14 protein-coding genes are annotated in these 16,835 nt (G+C 70.0%); 9 read left to right on the plus strand and 5 right to left on the minus strand.

Going from position 1 to position 16,835, the window contains the following annotated elements:
• The 3 genes from ABTU92_RS13610 to ABTU92_RS13620 all read left to right on the plus strand — a co-directional run.
• Nucleotides 1–2,718 (plus strand): valine--tRNA ligase (locus ABTU92_RS13610; RefSeq protein WP_408091450.1); only part of this gene is annotated, 2,718 nt, incomplete at its 5' end.
• Between the two features lie 361 nt (nucleotides 2,719–3,079).
• Nucleotides 3,080–3,418, plus strand: a complete 339-nt coding sequence (locus ABTU92_RS13615) for a P-II family nitrogen regulator (RefSeq protein WP_408091452.1) — start codon at nucleotides 3,080–3,082, stop codon at nucleotides 3,416–3,418.
• A gap of 102 nt (nucleotides 3,419–3,520) precedes the next feature.
• Complete coding sequence (locus tag ABTU92_RS13620) at nucleotides 3,521–4,258, plus strand: NAD-dependent epimerase/dehydratase family protein (protein WP_408091454.1); 738 nt, start codon at nucleotides 3,521–3,523, stop codon at nucleotides 4,256–4,258.
• A gap of 13 nt (nucleotides 4,259–4,271) precedes the next feature.
• Here ABTU92_RS13620 and ABTU92_RS13625 read toward each other — a convergent pair whose 3' ends face one another.
• The gene (locus ABTU92_RS13625; protein WP_408091456.1) at nucleotides 4,272–4,874 is read right to left on the minus strand and encodes a DNA-3-methyladenine glycosylase; all 603 of its coding nucleotides are present in this window, start codon (nucleotides 4,872–4,874) and stop codon (nucleotides 4,272–4,274) included.
• Between the two features lie 336 nt (nucleotides 4,875–5,210).
• Between ABTU92_RS13625 and ilvD the strand changes: the two genes are divergently transcribed.
• Both ilvD and ABTU92_RS13635 read left to right on the plus strand, forming a co-directional pair.
• Nucleotides 5,211–6,935, plus strand: coding sequence for a dihydroxy-acid dehydratase (gene ilvD / locus ABTU92_RS13630; RefSeq protein WP_408091458.1), 1,725 nt, complete (start codon nucleotides 5,211–5,213; stop codon nucleotides 6,933–6,935).
• Nucleotides 6,922–7,848 carry a tetratricopeptide repeat protein gene (locus ABTU92_RS13635; protein WP_408091460.1) on the plus strand — a complete coding sequence of 309 codons (927 nt, stop codon included), beginning with the start codon at nucleotides 6,922–6,924 and terminating at the stop codon, nucleotides 7,846–7,848. The genes ilvD and ABTU92_RS13635 overlap by 14 nt, the downstream gene beginning before the upstream one ends.
• A 14-nt stretch (nucleotides 7,849–7,862) precedes the next feature.
• On the opposite strand, the gene ABTU92_RS13640 is transcribed toward ABTU92_RS13635, so the two are convergent.
• The 4 genes from ABTU92_RS13640 to ABTU92_RS13655 form a co-directional block, all read right to left on the minus strand.
• Entirely contained in the window at nucleotides 7,863–8,273 is a 411-nt protein-coding gene (locus ABTU92_RS13640) for a type II toxin-antitoxin system VapC family toxin (RefSeq protein ID WP_408091462.1), read from the minus strand.
• Nucleotides 8,270–8,524 carry a FitA-like ribbon-helix-helix domain-containing protein gene (locus ABTU92_RS13645; protein WP_408091464.1) on the minus strand — a complete coding sequence of 85 codons (255 nt, stop codon included), beginning with the start codon at nucleotides 8,522–8,524 and terminating at the stop codon, nucleotides 8,270–8,272. Before ABTU92_RS13645 ends, ABTU92_RS13640 begins: the two co-directional genes overlap by 4 nt.
• Nucleotides 8,525–8,618: 94 nt before the next feature.
• Complete coding sequence (gene xth, locus ABTU92_RS13650; protein WP_408091466.1) at nucleotides 8,619–9,413, minus strand: exodeoxyribonuclease III; 795 nt, start codon at nucleotides 9,411–9,413, stop codon at nucleotides 8,619–8,621.
• A gap of 107 nt (nucleotides 9,414–9,520) precedes the next feature.
• Nucleotides 9,521–9,649: a hypothetical protein gene (locus tag ABTU92_RS13655; RefSeq protein ID WP_408091468.1), complete on the minus strand. Its 129-nt coding sequence runs from the start codon at nucleotides 9,647–9,649 to the stop codon at nucleotides 9,521–9,523.
• Nucleotides 9,650–9,730: 81 nt separating this feature from the next.
• On the opposite strand from ABTU92_RS13655, the gene ABTU92_RS13660 reads away from it, so the two are divergent.
• The 4 genes from ABTU92_RS13660 to ABTU92_RS13675 all read left to right on the plus strand — a co-directional run bounded on the left by ABTU92_RS13660 (nucleotide 9,731) and on the right by ABTU92_RS13675 (nucleotide 16,821).
• Nucleotides 9,731–10,876: an efflux RND transporter periplasmic adaptor subunit gene (locus ABTU92_RS13660; protein ID WP_408091470.1), complete on the plus strand. Its 1,146-nt coding sequence runs from the start codon at nucleotides 9,731–9,733 to the stop codon at nucleotides 10,874–10,876.
• A 171-nt stretch (nucleotides 10,877–11,047) separates the two neighbouring features.
• The gene (locus ABTU92_RS13665; RefSeq protein WP_408091472.1) at nucleotides 11,048–14,242 is read left to right on the plus strand and encodes an efflux RND transporter permease subunit; all 3,195 of its coding nucleotides are present in this window, start codon (nucleotides 11,048–11,050) and stop codon (nucleotides 14,240–14,242) included.
• Between the two features lie 93 nt (nucleotides 14,243–14,335).
• Nucleotides 14,336–15,349: a Bug family tripartite tricarboxylate transporter substrate binding protein gene (locus ABTU92_RS13670; protein ID WP_408091474.1), complete on the plus strand. Its 1,014-nt coding sequence runs from the start codon at nucleotides 14,336–14,338 to the stop codon at nucleotides 15,347–15,349.
• Between the two features lie 266 nt (nucleotides 15,350–15,615).
• A complete protein-coding gene (locus ABTU92_RS13675; RefSeq protein ID WP_408091476.1) occupies nucleotides 15,616–16,821 on the plus strand; it encodes a diguanylate cyclase in 1,206 nt (401 codons plus the stop codon).
• The last annotated feature ends 14 nt before the right edge of the window (nucleotides 16,822–16,835 follow it).

Here is a 16,835-nt window from a genome sequence, read left to right on the forward strand (position 1 = left end):
CCGCCATCTTGGGACGCGGCGCAGGCGTTCCGGGCCGGACGGCCGGACCGTGCGAACGCCGCGCCCTACTGCCTCGTCATCCCGCCGCCCAACGTCACCGGCTCGCTCCACATGGGGCACGCGCTCAACAACACTCTCCAGGACGTGCTGGTGCGGTTCGAGCGCATGCGCGGCAAGGACGTGCTGTGGCAGCCCGGCACCGACCACGCCGGCATCGCCACCCAGATGGTGGTCGAGCGCCAGCTCATGCAGCGCAAGGAGCCGTCGCGCCGCGAGATGGGCCGCGAGGCGTTCCTGGAGCGCGTCTGGGCCTGGAAGGCCGAATCCGGTGACACCATCGTCAACCAGCTCCGCCGGCTCGGCGCCTCGTGCGACTGGTCGCGCGAGCGCTTCACCATGGACGAAGGGCTTTCGCGCGCGGTGCTGAAGGTCTTCGTCAAGCTTTACGACGACGGGCTGATCTATCGCGACAAGCGGCTGGTCAACTGGGACCCCAAGCTCCTCACCGCCATCTCGGACCTCGAGGTGCAGCAGGTCGAGGTGAAGGGGAATCTCTGGCACATCCGCTATCCGGTCGAGGGCACGAGCGAGTTCATCACGGTCGCGACGACGCGGCCGGAGACCATGCTGGGCGACACCGCGGTCGCCGTGCATCCGAGCGACGAGCGCTACCAGCACCTCGTCGGCAGCCACGTGATCCTGCCGCTGGTCGGCCGCCGCATCCCGATCGTCGCCGACGAGTATTCGGATCCGGAGAAGGGCACGGGCGCCGTCAAGATCACCCCGGCGCACGACTTCAACGACTTCGAGGTCGGTCGAAGGCACCACCTGCCGCTCGTCAACGTGCTCGACACCGAGGGCCGGCTCGACCTCGCCGAGAACGCGGCGTTCCTCGACAAGGTCGAGATGAGCGAGGCGCTGCGCGAGACGATCGCGCTGCACGGGCTCGACCGCTTCGAGGCGCGCAAGAAGATCGTCGAGCGGCTGGAGACCGAGGGCCTGCTCGAGAAGATCGAGCCGCACACCCATATGGTGCCTCACGGCGACCGCTCCAGCGTCGTCATCGAGCCCTTCCTCACCGACCAGTGGTACGTCAACGCCAAGGCGCTCGCCGTCCGGGCGATCGACGCGGTGCGCGACGGGTCGACCGTCTTCGTCCCGAAGACCTGGGAGAAGACCTATTTCGAGTGGATGGAGAACATCCAGCCGTGGTGCATCTCCCGCCAGCTCTGGTGGGGCCACCAGATCCCGGCGTGGTACGGGCCGGACGGCAAGGTGTTCGTCGCCGAGACCGAGGAGGAGGCGGTCTCGCGGGCGCTCGCCTACTACGCCGAGACCGAGGCGATCACGCCCATGGAAGGGCACGACATGGCGCTCGACCCGGACAGCCGGGCGCCGTTCCTGATCCGCGACGAGGACGTGCTCGACACCTGGTTCTCCTCGGCGCTGTGGCCGTTCTCGACGCTCGGCTGGCCGGACGAGACGAAGGAGCTCGCGCGCTACTACCCGACGAGCGTGCTCGTGACCGGGTTCGACATCATTTTCTTCTGGGTCGCCAGGATGATGATGATGGGACTTCACTTCCAGGACGAGGTCCCGTTCAAGACCGTCTACATCCACGCGCTGGTCCGCGACGAGCGCGGCCAGAAGATGTCGAAGTCCAAGGGCAACGTCATCGATCCGCTCGAGCTGATCGACCAGTACGGGGCCGACGCGCTGCGCTTCACGCTCGCCGCCATGGCGGCGCAGGGGCGCGACATCAAGCTGGCGAAGTCGCGGGTCGAGGGCTACCGCAACTTCGCGACCAAGCTGTGGAACGCCAGCCGCTTCGCCGAGATGAACGGCTGCGTCACGGTGCCAGGCTTCGATCCGCGTGGCGCGACCGAGACGCTCAACCGTTGGATCGGCCACGAGCTCGCCCGCGCCGTCGGCGACACCACGGCGGCGCTCGAGGCCTACAAGTTCAACGAGGCGGCAGGCAGCGTCTACCGCTTCGTCTGGAACGTCTATTGCGACTGGTACCTGGAGCTCGCCAAGCCGGTGCTGCTCGGCGCCGACGGGCCGGCCAAGGACGAGACGCGCGCCATGGTGGCGCATGTGCGCGACGCCATCCTGCGGCTCCTTCACCCGTTCATGCCGTTCGTCACCGAGGAGCTGTGGACCGTCACGGCCGAGGGCGGCCCGGCCCGCGACGGTCTGCTGGCGCTCGCCCCGTGGCCGTCGGCCGAGGGGCTGGAGAACCCCGAGGCGGAGGCCGAGATCGGCTGGGTGATCGACCTCGTCACGGCGATCCGCTCGGTGCGGGCCGAGATGAACGTGCCGCCCGCCACCAAGCTGCCGCTGGTGCTGACCGGCGCGGCCGAGACGTTCGAGCGGGCGCGGCGCTGGTCCGATGTGATCGAGCGGCTCGCCCGGCTGGAGAGCATCGGCCACGCCGCGGCGGCCCCCAAGGGCGCCGTGCAGCTCGTCGTGCGCGGCGAGGTGGCGGCCATTCCGCTCGCCGGCGTGATCGACATCGCCGCCGAGAAGGCCCGGCTGACCAAGGAGAAGGCCAAGGCCGAGGCGGACATCGCGCGGGTCGACAACAAGCTCGCCAACGCCGACTTCCTGGCGCGCGCTCCCGAGGAGGTGGTCGAAGGCGAGCGCGAGAAGCGCGAGGAGGCGGTCGCCCGCCGCGACAAGATCCTCGAAGCCCTGGAGCGGCTGAAGGACGCTTGAGGCGGGCTGCCGCAGCATCGGTCATCCCGGGACGCGGGCGCACCCCGCGCGCCCGGGATCCATAACCCCTGTCTTCGTGAGCCATCGGCTCGGGCGTATGGGTTCCGGTTCCGCGGACCTTCGGTCCGCGTTCCGGAACGACGGCGCATGATCCGGGGCGCACCCGTCCGCCGCCATCCCCCGCACGATCGCCCCCGGCGCATGGCGGCAATCCTGCAAATCCGTGGAATTCCGTCTGTTTCGACGCGCGTTTGACGGTATCTTGCGCCGCACCGACACGCCTTCGGACCGCCGCGCCTTTTTCGGGCGCCGGGGCCTTCCCCGTCTGCTCGGCGTCCGTTCCCGATTTCTGGAGTGCCGCATGAAGCTCGTCACCGCCGTCATCAAACCCTTCAAGCTCGACGATGTTCGCGACGCCCTCACGGCGGCCGGCACCCAGGGCATGACCGTCACCGAGGTCAAGGGCTACGGCCGCCAGCGCGGCCACAAGGAGGTCTATCGCGGCGCCGAGTACGTGGTGGCGTTCCTGCCCAAGATCCGCATCGACGTGGTGGTCGACGACGACCGGGTCGAGCGGGTGATCGAGACGATCCGCGGCGCCGCCCGCACCGACCACATCGGCGACGGTAAGATCTTCGTCACCCCGATCGAGCGGGCGCTGCGCATCCGCACCGGCGAGGTCGACGGCGACGCCCTCTGACGGGCTTCGACGACGCGGCTCCGCGCCGACCGACGGAACCCCGATACGCCTCCGGCGCTTCGACGGTTGTCACCGGGGCTCCCGGGGACCGTCGGAGGCGTCATGCGCATCTTTCTTGCCGGAGCGACCGGGGTGATCGGGCGGCGCCTGGTGCCGCTGCTGATCCGCGACGGTCACGAGGTCACCGGGACCACGCGCCTGCCGGAAAAGGCGGAGGCGCTGGCGCGCGCCGGTGTGCGGCCCGCCGTGGTCGACGTGTTCGACGGCCCGGCGCTCGCCGCGGTCGTCGAGAAGGCGCGGCCGGACGTCGTCGTCCACCAGCTCACCGATCTGCCCGACCTGCTCGATGCCGAGGGGCTGAACGAGGCGCTGGCCCGCAACGCCCGCATCCGCATCGAAGGGACCTGCAACTTGGTCGCCGCCGTGCAGGCGGCGCGGGTGCCGCGGCTCGTCGCTCAGAGCATCGCCTTCGCCTATGCCGAGGGGCCGCGCCCCTACACGGAAGCCTCGCCGCTCGCCGCGGCCGAGGAGGGGCCGCAGGCCGTGACGGCGCGCGGCCTCCACGCTCTGGAGGAGCTCGTCACCACGATGCCGGGCTTCGACGGCCTCGTGCTCCGCTACGGCCGGCTCTACGGCCCCGGCACCTGGGCCGAGACGGCGCCGGCCGGCGCCCCCCTGCATGCCGACGCGGCGGCCGAGGCGGCCCGGCTGGCGATCACCCGCGGGGCGCCCGGCATCTACAACATCGCCGAGGAGGACGGCGAGGTGGCGATCGACAAGGCGCGCGCCGCGCTCGGCTTCGATCCGGCGTTCCGGATCGCCGCGGGCGCGACGGCGTGACCGGCGGCGGCGTTCACGTCCTGCGAAACGGCTTGCTGAGGAACGGCGAGCCCTTCAGCCCGTAGCGCCACGGCCTGTCGGCCGCCTTGGTGATGCCGATGCGCGGGCCGGCGACGATCTCGGGCGTGCCCTGGCGCGCCAGCAGCACGAAGGGCGGGGCGTCGAGCGGCGCCCCGTCGAGCGCCCGCGTGATGCCGAGCGCCTCGCACAGGCGCCCCGGACCGGCGCACAGCAGGCGGTCGTCGGCGACGCCGCGGCGCGCCCGCATCGTCTCGATCCCCTCCGTTGGCGCGATCGCCCGGATCAGCACCGCGCTGGCCGAGCCCTCCGGCTCGCACACCGCGTTCACGCACCAGTGGATGCCGTAGGATCGGTAGACATACGCATGCCCGGGCGGGCCGAACATCACGGCGTTGCGGGCCGTGCGGCCGATATAGCTGTGCGCCGCCGGGTCCGTGTGGTGATAGGCCTCGACCTCGACGATCACGCCGCCGATGCCGTCGACCAGCAGCGTCGCCCCGATCAGATCGGGCGCGACGCGATGGACGCTGCGATCGAAGAAGCCGCGGTCGAGCCGCTGCGGGGCGCGGCGAGCGGGCGGGGCGGTCCGCGTCATGGTGAACGAAAGCTCGACGAAATCGGTGGTTTCGGCAGGTTCGCTTTGACGGTCCGTCGACCGGTCATGGGCATAGTGCGCGGCGGGGCGACGGGGTCTTTTCGCAGATCGACACGACGACGAAGCTGCGCGCTCCGCAAGCCGTCTGTGCACCCGTGACCACAGCGTGTGTCACGACAGCAACAGGGGATCAACATTTCCGTGACCGGGCCTGTGGCAAGCCTAAACGCCTATTTTCCGCCACACGCCTCCACGATTTCGAATGGGTCAAGATCGCTGACCTCGGTGCACGAACGTGCCGGTCGCGAGCGGTCTCGACCGGGGACACGACGCGCGATGGATGCCAGGACGGACCTGAAGAGCAGGTTGCCCAGCCGGCACGTGACCGAGGGTCCCGAGCGCGCGCCGCATCGGTCCTACTACTACGCCATGGGCCTCACCAAGGCGCAGATTCATCAGCCCTTCGTCGGCGTCGCGAGCTGCTGGAACGAGGCGGCGCCCTGCAACATCGCGCTGATGCGCCAGGCCCAGGCGGTCAAGAAGGGCGTCGCGGCGAACGGCGGCACGCCGCGCGAGTTCTGCACCATCACGGTCACGGACGGCATCGCCATGGGCCACGAGGGCATGAAGTCCTCGCTGCCGTCGCGCGAGGTGATCGCCGACTCGGTCGAGCTGACCATCCGGGGCCACGCCTACGACGCGCTGGTCGGTCTCGCCGGCTGCGACAAGTCGCTGCCCGGCATGATGATGGCGATGTGCCGCCTGAACGTGCCGTCGATCTTCATCTACGGGGGCTCGATCCTGCCCGGCACCTTCAAGGGCCGGCCCGTCACGATCCAGGACGTGTTCGAGGCGGTCGGCCGGCACTCGGTCGGCGACCTCTCGGACGGCGACCTCGACGAGCTCGAGCAGGTCGCGTGCCCGTCGGCCGGCGCCTGCGGGGCGCAATTCACCGCCAACACGATGGCGACCGTCTCCGAGGCGATCGGCCTCGCGCTGCCGTACTCGGCCGGCGCGCCGGCGCCCTACGAGATCCGCGACCGCTTCTGCATGACGGCCGGCGAGCAGATCGTCGAGCTGATCCGCCGCAACATCCGGCCGCGCGACATCGTCACCCGCGAGGCGCTCGAGAATGCCGCCGCGGCGGTCGCCGCGACCGGCGGCTCGACCAATGCGGCCCTGCACCTTCCGGCGATCGCCCACGAGTGCGGCATCGCCTTCGACCTGTTCGACGTGTCCGAGGTGTTCAAGCGCACCCCGTACATCGCCGACCTCAAGCCCGGCGGCCGCTACGTCGCCAAGGACCTGTTCGAGGTCGGCGGCATCCCGCTCATCCTGAAGACGTTGCTGGACCACGGCTTCCTGCACGGCGACTGCATGACCGTGACGGGCCGCACGATGGCGCAGAACCTCGCTTCGGTGGCCTGGAACAAGGCCCAGGACGTGGTCCTGCCGGCCAACCGGCCGCTGCTGCCGACTGGCGGCGTCGTCGGCCTCAAGGGCAATCTCGCCCCGGACGGCGCGATCGTGAAGATCGCCGGCCTGGAGAGCCTCACCTTCACCGGGCCGGCGCGCTGCTTCGACGGCGAGGAGGCCTGCTTCGAGGCGGTGAGGAAGCGCCGCTACAAGGAAGGCGACGTGCTGGTCATCCGCCACGAGGGTCCGCAGGGCGGCCCCGGGATGCGCGAGATGCTCGCCACCACGGCGGCCCTCTATGGGCAGGGCACCGGCGGCAAGGTGGCGCTGATCACCGACGGCCGCTTCTCCGGCGCCACCCGCGGCTTCTGCGTCGGCCATGTCGGGCCGGAGGCGGCGGTCGGCGGCCCGATCGGCCTCCTGCGCGACGGCGACATCATCGAGATCGACGCCGAGGCCGGCACCCTGAACGTGAAGCTCTCCAAGGCCGAGCTCGACGCCCGCCGGGCCGAGCTCAAGCCCAAGCGGCCGACGGCGACGTCGGGTTACCTGTGGAAATACGCCCAGCAGGTGGGATCGGCGCGGACCGGCGCCGTCACGCATCCGGGCGCCGTAGCCGAGAAGAAGTGCTATGCGGACGTCTAGGCGTATCGGCATCCTGGTCGCAGTCGGCCTCGCCCTCGGGCTGGGCAGCGCGGTCGCGTTCGATGCCACGCGCGGCCCGGTGGGGCCGGTGACCCCGGTCGGCCCGGTCGGGCCCGTGCAGGTGGCGCCGGCGGTGAGCATCGACCTGTTCCCGCGCGGCGCCGCCATCCTGGCGCCCGGCACGCTGCAGGCCGCCCCGACGCTGCGCAACCTCACCCCGGTCGAGGCGTTCCGCTCGGGCGCCCAGGCGCTGCGCGCCGGCGACACCAAGAACGGCCTGTCGTCGCTCGAATACGCCGCCGCCAGCGGCCACCCGATCGCCCAGTGGAAGCTCGGCCGGATGTATGCCGAGGGCGACGGCGTCAAGCAGGACGACGTCCGCGCCTTCGAGTACTTCCGCGAGGTCGCCGACGCCTATGCGGACGAGAGCCCCGGCACGCCGCGCGCCCGCTTCGTCGCCAACGCCTTCGTGGCGCTCGGCAACTACTATCTCGACGGCATCCCGAACTCGGTCGTGAAGTCCGATCCGGACCGCGCCCGCGAGATGTTCACCTACGCGGCCTCCTATTTCGGCGACCCGGACGCCCAGTATCACCTCGGCCGCATGTATCTCGAAGGGTACGGCGGCGTGAAGGACGCCCGCCAGGCGGCCCGCTGGCTGCAGCTCGCCGCCAACAAGGGCCAGTACCAGGCCCAGGCGATGCTCGGTGCCATGCTGTTCAAGGGCGAGGCGATACCGCGCCAGGGCGCCAAGGGCCTGATGTGGCTGACGCTCGCTCGTGACGCCGCGACCCCGCAGGAGGCGTGGATCACCGACCTGCACGCCGCCGCCTTCAAGACCGCCACGGAGACGGAGCGGGCCAAGGCGCTCGCCCATCTCGAGCACTGGCTGCGCGGCGGGCGGAAGGAGTAGGGGCGGGCGGCGGCTCAGATCGTCTCCGGGAGCAAGGTCGCATAACGAGTGCCCCCGCATCGACGTGCGAGGCGGACGTCCAGCGTAGCGGCCCGGCAGCTCCGCGCTTCTGCCAGTGCGAGGTAGAAGCAGTCGTACACCGCGTGGCGAAGGTCCACGGCGATCTCAAAGGCCCGGTCCGCCAACGACGCGCAGGGCACGACCTCGTCGAGAAGATCGATCGCGTCGTCCAGTCGCCGCCGAGCATCCTCCGGGTCGAAGCCCTCGAACTGCACCGTCTTCCACGCTGCATTGGCGAGTTCGGCGATGATCAGCTCGGGCGCGATGAGCGGTTCGCTCCTACGCAGAACGGCGCGTGCTTCCGCGCTCGACGAACTCTTGAAAACCCAACGGAACACGATACTCGCGTCGACCACGAGGGTCATGGACTGTCCTCGTCGTCGCGTCCGAACCGGATGGCCGCCGAGACGTCGAAGTCGCCGAGATCGGGGCAGTCTTCGAGCAACCGCCGGGACCTCTCGAGCTTTTGCTCGGGAGACAGACGCGGCCGCTCCGGCGCCGCCGCGGCGAGCACCTCGCGCAGCTCCTGCTCCAGCGATCGTCCGTTCAGCGCGGCGCGGCGTTCGAGGCGTGCGATGACGGCGTCGTCGAGATTGCGGACCAGGATCTCGCCCATCTCGTCCTCCGGTTGTGGGGCACCGCCAGCATAGCATGATCCGCGGCCTTGCCGTGGCGCGGGCGGCGCTGCCCTCGAGTGCGAGCCGGAACCCTCACCCCGCCTCGAGGGCGAGGTCGCACCACACCGGAACGTGGTCGGAGGGCTTGTCCCAGCCGCGCACGTGCTTGTCGATGCCGGCGGCGGCGAGGCGATCGGCTGCCTGCGGCGACAGCAGGAGATGATCGATTCGCAGGCCGAGATTCTTCTGCCAGCAGCCGGCCTGATAGTCCCAGAATGTATACAGACCCGGCGCGTCGGAGCCGGCCCGGATCGCGTCGGTGAACCCGAGCGCCTTCAGGGCCGAGAACTTGTCGCGGGTCTGCGGCAGGAACAGCGCGTCGCCGGCCCATGCCTCAGGGTTGGGGACGTCGAGGGCGGTGGGCAGCACGTTGTAGTCGCCGGCCATCACGAACGGCTCCTCCAGGGCCAGCCGGTCGCGCGCATAGGCGGCGAGCCGGTCCATCCAGCGCAGCTTGTAGGGGTACTTCTCCGTGCCCACCGGGTTGCCGTTGGGCAGGTAGAGGCAGGCGACCCGCACCACGCCGCCGGCCTCGGTGGAGACGACGCCTTCGATGAAGCGGGCGTGGTCGTCGTCCGGATCGCCCGGCAGGCCCGGCGTCACCTCGTCGAACGGCCGGCGCGACAGCAGCGCGACACCGTTGAACGTCTTCTGGCCGTGCACCGCGACGTTCCAGCCTGCGGCCTCGATCGGCTCGCGCGGGAAGGCGTCGTCGACGCATTTGATCTCCTGCAGGCAGACGATGTCGGGCTGGCGTTCCTGCAGCCAGGACAGCAGGTGATCGAGCCGCTGCTTCACCGAGTTTACGTTCCAGGTCGCGATCCGCATCGTTGTCTCCTGCGCCTCGCACTTGCGATACAAGGCGCGCCGTCCCGATTACAATTTCGCAATCATCATAGCGGATTGCTGTTTCGGTTTTCGCGGTATGCTAATTGCTAGTCGGTGACAATGCCGACGCCACCGGCCACTCGTTCGAGGCACCCTCCTTTGGCCCCGTCATGGACCGCGCTCGGGTTCATCGAAACGTCGATCGTCGGAGCGATGATCGGCGGTTCGATATTCATCGGGGCGTCGTCGCGACGCAACACGATCCGGCCGGGCGGACGGCGGCCATGTCGCACGGCAACTGAACACACGGGCAGGCCATGATCCGTCGTCGGGCTCTCTGGGGTGTGGTGGGTGTGCTCGCCCTCGCGGGCAGCGCCTTCGCCGTGCAGTGGCTCGGTGCCGAGAAATCCACGAGCCAGCCGGCGCGCACCGCCGGGCCGCGCGCCGTCGCGGTCGAGGCCGCGATCGCGGTCCACAAGAGGAGCCCGGTGACGGTCGAGGCGCTCGGCTCGGTGACGCCGCTCGCCAGCGTCGCGGTGCGCACCCGCATCGACAGCGAGATCGTCGGCATCCATTTCGAGGACGGCGCCGTGGTCAAGAAGGGCGACCTCCTGGTCACGCTCGACAGCCGCGCGCTCGAAGCCCAGATCCGGCAGGCCGAGGCGCAGCTCGCCCGCGACAAGGCGCAGCTCGAGGGCGCCGAGCGCGACCTGCGGCGCTACACCGAGCTGGTCGCGCGAGCCGCCACGCCGCAGACCAATCTCGACAACGCCAAGACCCAGGCCGACGTCTACCGGGCCGCGATCCTGGCGAGCCAGGCGACCATCGACCACCTCAAGGTGCAGCTCGGCTTCACCACGATCCGGGCGCCGATCTCGGGCCGCACGAGCCAGGCCAACGTGAAGATCGGCAATCAGGTGCGCACCGCCGACCTGACGCCGATCGCCACCATCAACCAGACGGCGCCCGTCTACGTCTCCTTCACGGTGCCGCAGCGTCTGCTGCCGCAGATCCGCGCCGCGCTGACCAACGAGGACGCCGTCGTCGAGGCCGTGATCCCGGGCGAGGCGCGCCGCGCCCGCGGCCAGATCGCCATGATCGAGAACACGGTCGACGCGGCGACCGGCATGGCGACCATCCGAGCGACGATGCCGAACGCCGACGAGCTGCTGTGGCCCGGCACGCTGGTCACGGCGCGCCTCACGTTGCGGATCGAGGACGCCGTGACGGTGCCGTCGACGGCCGTGCAGGTGAGCCAGCAGGGCAGCTTCGTCTATGTGGTGAAGGACGGCGTCGCCAAGGTGCAGCCCGTCACGGTGCTGCGCGCGAGCGGCCCCGAGACGGTCGTCGAGACCGGCCTGTCGGGGGGCGAGACGGTGGTGACGGCCGGCCATCTGCAGCTCACCGACGGCACGCGCGTCACGGTGCGCGGCGAGCCGCCGCCCCGCAAGGCCGGAGCGTGATCGCCCGCCTCAGCCACGGATGGAGGGTGGGCAAAGCGAAGCGTGCCCACCGATCCGGCTTGCCGGCGCGGCCAGGAACGCGGGCTCGACAGCGTGGGCACGGCGCGCCGAGCGCGCGCCTTTGCCCACCCTACGCGCAGCGCGCCGAAACGAGGTAGGAGACGGACCCCCGTGACGATCTCGGAGACCTGCATCCGCCGCCCGGTGCTGACGACGCTGATCACCGCGTCGATGATCGTGTTCGGCATCTTCGCCTACCGGCTGCTCGCCGTCGCGGCGCTCCCGACCGTCGACTATCCCACCATCTCGATCACCGCGACGCTGCCGGGCGCCAGCCCCGAGACCATGGCGGCCTCGGTCGCCTCGCCGATCGAGCGGCAGCTCTCGACCATCTCGGGCATCTCGTCGATGACCTCGATGTCGTCGCTCGGGACGACGCAGATCACCATCCAGTTCGATCTCGGCCGCGACATCGACGGGGCGGCCCTCGACGTTCAGACGGCGCTGTCGGTGGCGCAGCGACGGCTGCCGATCGAGATGACGACCCCGCCGAGCTTCCGCAAGGTCAATCCCGGCGACTTCCCGATCCTCTACATCAGCCTGGTCTCGCCGACCCTGCCGCTCTCCACCATCAACGATTACGGCGAGATCACGCTCGCCCAGCAGATCTCGCAGATCCCGGGCGTCGCCCAGGTGCTGGTCTACGGCGCGCAGCGCTTCGCCGTGCGGGTGCAGGTCGACCCGGTCGCGGCTGCGGCCCGCAACATCTCGCTCGAGGACATCCGCAACGTCGTCGCCAAGACCAACTCCAACACGCCGGTCGGCACCATCTCGGGCACCGACCGGAACGTGACCCTGACCGCCACCGCCGCGATGACCAAGGCGGCCGACTACCGCAAGGTCGTCGTCGCGTTCCGCAACGGCACGCCGGTCAAGCTGGAGGACGTGGCGCGCGTCGTCGACTCGGTCGAGAACGACCGGATCGCGAGCTACTTCAACAACGAGCGCGCGATCGTGCTGGCCATCCAGCGGCAGCCCGCCGCCAACACGGTCGCGGTGGTCGACGCGGTGCGCGAGCGGCTGCCGGGCTACCGGGCGCAGATCCCGGCGGCGATCCGCATGGAGGTGCTGAACGACCGCTCCGTCTCGATCCGCGAGGCCGTCTACGACGTGCAGGAGACGCTGGCGATCGCGATCGGCCTCGTCGTGCTCGTCATCTTCCTGTTCCTGCGCACCCTGCCGGCCACCATCATCCCGGCGCTCGCGGTGCCGATCTCGCTGATCGGCACCTTCGCGGTGATGTACGCGCTCGGCTTCTCGATCAACAACATGACCATGCTGGCCCTGACCCTGTCGGTCGGCTTCGTGGTCGACGACGCGATCGTCATGCTCGAGAACATCGTGCGCCACATCGAGGGCGGCATGCGGCCGTTCGAGGCGGCCCTCAAGGGCGCCCGCGAGATCGGCTTCACCATCGTATCGATCACGTTCTCGCTGATCGCCGTGTTCATCCCGGTGCTGCTGATGGGCGGTCTCGTCGGCCGCGTGTTCCGCGAGTTCGCCGTCACCATCGCGGTGGCGATCCTGATCTCCGGCTTCGTGTCGCTGACGCTCACCCCGATGCTCTGCGCCCGCGTGCTGCGCGGCCACCACGGCGGTGAGCAGAAGCAGAACGTGGTGCTGCGGCTGTTCGAGCGCGGCTTCGAGGGCATGCTGCGCGCCTACGAGGTGACGCTCGACCTCGTGCTGCGCCACAAGCCCGCCGTCCTGGTCGTCACGCTCGCCACCATGGTGGCGACGGTGTGGCTCTACGTGATCGTGCCGAAGGGCTTCTTCCCGGTCGAGGACACCGGGTTCATCTCGGCGACCGTGGAAGGCCCGGCCGACATCTCGTTCAAGGCGATGACGGAGCGACAGCGCAAGATCGCCGAGATCGTCCGCGCCGATCCGGCCGTCGCCTACGTCAACTCGACGGTCGGCGTCGGCGGGCCGAACCCGACCCCGAACTACGGCCGCATGTTCATTGCGCTCAAGCCCAAGAAGGAGCGCGGCGAGAACGCCACCGCCGTGATCCAGCGGCTGCGCCGCGAGACCGGCAAGGTCGTCGGCATGGCGACCTATTTCCAGAACGTCCAGAACATCAACATCACGGGCCGCATCTCGAAGAGCGAGTACCAGTACACGCTGCAATCGAGCGACACGGCCGAGCTGTACCGGGTCGCCCCGGAGTTGCGCGAAAAGATCGCGGCGCTGCCGGGGCTGCGCGACGTCACCACGGATCTCTACATCTCCAACCCGCAGATGACGGTCGAGATCGACCGCGAGCGTGCCGCCTTCTACGGCATCTCGGTCGATCAGGTCAGGCAGGAGCTGTTCAACGCCTTCGGCACCCGCCAGGTCGCGACCATCTACACGCCGTCGAACGACTATCAGGTGATCCTCGAGAGCCTGCCCGAGTTCCAGGCCGACCCGTCCGGGCTCGAGCGCATCTTCCTCAAGACCAATGTCAGCGGCGCGGCCGGCAACACGCTCACGCCCGGCGGCGGCGTCACCGGCAACACCGCGGCGAACGGGCCGTCGATCCCGCTCTCGGCCGTGACCCGCATCGTCCGGACGGTCGGGCCGCTGCAGGTCAACCATCAGGGCCAGCAGCCGGCCGTGACGATCTCGTTCAATCTCGTGCCCGGCTCGTCGCTCGGCCAGGCCGTCGACGCGATCCGCGAGATCGAGCGCGAGTCGAACCTGCCGGCGTCGATCGCCACCGGCTTCCAGGGCTCGGCCCAGGTGTTCCAGGAGTCGCTGCGCGGGCAGGGCGTGCTGGTGCTCGCCGCCGTATTCGCCGCCTATGTGGTGCTCGGCATCCTGTACGAGAGCTTCATCCACCCGATCACCATCATCTCGGGCCTGCCGTCGGCCGGCGTCGGCGCGCTCTTGATCCTGATGGCGTTCGATATGGAGCTGTCGGTGATCGCCATGATCGGCATCGTCATGCTGGTCGGCATCGTCAAGAAGAACGCCATCATGATGATCGACTTCGCGATCGAGCGGCGGCGGGTCGGGCTCGGCGCCGAGGCGGCGATGCGCGAAGCCTGTCTGTTGCGCTTCCGCCCGATCATGATGACCACCTTCGCGGCGATCTTCGGCGCGCTGCCGATCGCGCTCGGCACCGGCGCCGGCGCCGAGCTGCGCCAGCCGCTCGGCGTCGCCGTGGTCGGCGGGCTGATCTTCTCGCAGCTCCTCACGCTCTACATCACGCCGGTGATCTACATCTATCTCGACAAGGTCGATCGCCGCCTGAAGAAGCGCCTCGAGCCGCAGCTCGCGCCCGTCCGCGACGGCGAGCGCGCGCCGGTCGCGGCCGAGTAGGGCGGGAGCAGAGGGCCGCGGCGCGGATCCGCGGCTCGCGGTTGGCACGCGAGTTGCCCTTCCGGAGCTCAAACCGGACCCGGAAGGACAACCATGACACTGCCCCGTCTCGCCCCCGCTCTCCTGCTTTCGATCGCGCCCGCCCTGATCGGCCTCCTCGCCGCCGCAGCGGTCGTCGCGCCGCTGCCCGCCGCGGCCGAGCCGCCCGTCGCTTGGCCGACCAAGCCGGTGCGGGTGGTGATCCCGTTCGGCGCCGGCAGCGCCACCGACGTGGTGCCGCGCGTCGTGCTCGAGCAGCTCTCCGCTCGCATGGGCCAGACCTTCGTGGTCGAGAACCGCGGCGGCGCCGGCGGCACGCACGGCTCGGCCGCGGTCGCCAAGTCCGAGCCCGACGGCTACACGCTGCTCGCCAACTCCTCGGCCCACACCATCACGCCAGCGCTCTATCCGAACCTCGGCTACGACGTGACCAAGGATTTCGTCCCGCTCGGCGTCATCGGCAGCGTGCCGAACGTGCTCATCGTCGCGCCATCGACGGGGCTGAACACGGTCCAGGACTTCGTCGCCGCCGCCAAGGCGAAGCCCGGCGAGTTCACCTTCGCCTCGGTCGGCATCGGCTCGGCCGTGCATCTCTCGGCCGAGCGGTTCCGCGCCAGCGCCGGCTACCAGGCCGTCCACATCCCGTTCAAGGGTGGCGCCGAGGCGCTGACCGAGGTGATCGCCGGCCGCGTCACCTACTATTTCTGCCCGATCTCGACGGCGCTGCCGCACATCAAGGCCGGCCGCCTGAAGGCGCTCGCGGTGTCGAGCCCGACCCGCGCCGCCGCGCTGCCCGACGTGCCGACCACCCTCGAGGCCGGCTTCCCGAACTCGGACTACACGGTGTGGATCGGCTTCTTCGCCCCGGCGAAGACGAGCCCGGCGATCGCCGAGACCTTCCACCGCGAGCTCGTCGCGGCGCTCGCGAGCCCCGTCCTCAAGGAGAAGCTCACGCAGATCGGCGTCGAGCCGATGCCGATGACCCCGACCGAGTTCGCCGCGCAGGTGCGGCGCGAGGTCGGCGAGTACGGCGCCTTCGCCAAGTCGATCGGCATGACGGTCAACTGAGCCGCCACGCGAGTCCGGCGGCGATCCCCGCCGCCGGCCCTCACACCGTCCCGTCCTCGCGGCGGGCGGTCGGCCTGGGGGCCGACCCGGTCGGTCCTTGGACCGCTGGTTTTTTGCAACCGCCGATGACAATTTTTAATCCCTGAGGAGTAATGCTTTATCCGCATGCATGCTGGCCCGGGTCGTAGCCGGACGCTCCGGCATGCCGACCAGGTTGGATCGCGATGTCCGTCGAGTCGTCCCTCGCGTCCGTCGAGCGCCGTGCCGTGGCCTATGCCGATTGGGTGCGCAAGCTCAGGCGTGGACTTCCGGTTCCGCTGCTGAGCGAGGCCGGTGCCGGTCGTCGCGTCGACACGGCGGCCGATCCGCTGGCGGCGCTCGCCGTCGAGCTCGATCTCCTCGCCGCCCAGATCACCCGGCGGGAAGCCGAGTTCGAGCGCCTGTTCGATCTCGTCCACATGGTCGACAAGGGGGTCGGGGTCGACGACGTGCTCGACCGCATCTTCGACTGGTTCGTCGACCTGATCCCCTACGACCGCATCGGCTGCGCCTTCGTCACGGCCGACGGCACCCATCTCACGGCGCATTGGGCGCGCTCTCAGCTCGGGCCCGTGCAGATCGGCAGCGGCTATTCGCAGCCGCTCGCCGGGTCGAGTCTCGCCGCCGTGCTGGCGCGAGGCGAGCCGCGCATCCTCAACGACCTCGAAGCCTACCTGGCAGACCATCCCGAGTCCGACTCGACCCGCCGGATCGTCCGCGAGGGCGGCCGCTCGAGCTTCACCTGCCCACTCGTCGTCGGCGAGCGGCCGATCGGCGTGCTGTTCTTCACCAGCCGCGAGACGAACACGTATCGCGAAATGCATCAGGCGATCTTCCGCCAGATCGCCGCGCAGGTGTCGATCGTCATCGAGAAGAGCCGGCTCTACCAGGACATCGTCGAGCACAATCGGCGCCTGCAGGAGGAGCGCGGACGCCTCGCCGAGGCGGCGATCCGCGACCCGCTCACGGGCGCGCTCAACCGCGGTGCGATCATGGATCGGCTCGCCGCGGCGCTGCGCGACGCCGGCCGCGGCGATACGGTCGGCATCGTCATGGCCGACATCGACCGCTTCAAGTCGATCAACGACCAGTGCGGCCACGCCGCCGGCGACGCCGCGCTGGTCGAGTTCACCCGCCGGCTGGCGGCGGCGTTGCGCGAGGGCGATCTGATCGGTCGCTACGGTGGCGAGGAGTTCCTGCTGGTGCTGCCCGGCGTCGGGGCGGAGGCGGTCCGCACCGCAGCGGAGCGCCTGCGCCGGACCGTCGCCGCGACGCCGTTCGATCTCGGCGGCGAGGTCCGCTCCGTCACGGCGAGCTTCGGGGTCGTCGCGGTGACGGCCGAGGACGGCCCGCCGGCCGAGCTGGTGGCGGCCGCGGACCGAGCCCTCTACGTCGCCAAGAACAGCGGCCGCGACAAGGTCGTGGCCGGCTGAGCTTCGTTTCAGCG

The organism is Rhodoplanes sp. SY1 (genome assembly GCF_046000175.1).
In the GTDB taxonomy this organism is placed as follows: Bacteria; Pseudomonadota; Alphaproteobacteria; order Rhizobiales; family Xanthobacteraceae; genus Rhodoplanes.

Bases quoted from the DNA above. Each gene is read 5' to 3' on its own strand.
- ABTU92_RS13615 (WP_408091452.1), top strand. From the start codon at position 3,080: ATGAAGCTCGTCACCGCCGTCATCAAACCCTTCAAGCTCGACGATGTT.
- ABTU92_RS13620 (WP_408091454.1), top strand. From the start codon at position 3,521: ATGCGCATCTTTCTTGCCGGAGCGACCGGGGTGATCGGGCGGCGCCTG.
- ABTU92_RS13625 (WP_408091456.1), bottom strand. From the start codon at position 4,874: ATGACGCGGACCGCCCCGCCCGCTCGCCGCGCCCCGCAGCGGCTCGAC.
- ilvD (WP_408091458.1), top strand. From the start codon at position 5,211: ATGGATGCCAGGACGGACCTGAAGAGCAGGTTGCCCAGCCGGCACGTG.
- ABTU92_RS13635 (WP_408091460.1), top strand. From the start codon at position 6,922: ATGCGGACGTCTAGGCGTATCGGCATCCTGGTCGCAGTCGGCCTCGCC.
- ABTU92_RS13640 (WP_408091462.1), bottom strand. From the start codon at position 8,273: ATGACCCTCGTGGTCGACGCGAGTATCGTGTTCCGTTGGGTTTTCAAG.
- ABTU92_RS13645 (WP_408091464.1), bottom strand. From the start codon at position 8,524: ATGGGCGAGATCCTGGTCCGCAATCTCGACGACGCCGTCATCGCACGC.
- xth (WP_408091466.1), bottom strand. From the start codon at position 9,413: ATGCGGATCGCGACCTGGAACGTAAACTCGGTGAAGCAGCGGCTCGAT.
- ABTU92_RS13655 (WP_408091468.1), bottom strand. From the start codon at position 9,649: ATGAATATCGAACCGCCGATCATCGCTCCGACGATCGACGTTTCGATG.
- ABTU92_RS13660 (WP_408091470.1), top strand. From the start codon at position 9,731: ATGATCCGTCGTCGGGCTCTCTGGGGTGTGGTGGGTGTGCTCGCCCTC.
- ABTU92_RS13670 (WP_408091474.1), top strand. From the start codon at position 14,336: ATGACACTGCCCCGTCTCGCCCCCGCTCTCCTGCTTTCGATCGCGCCC.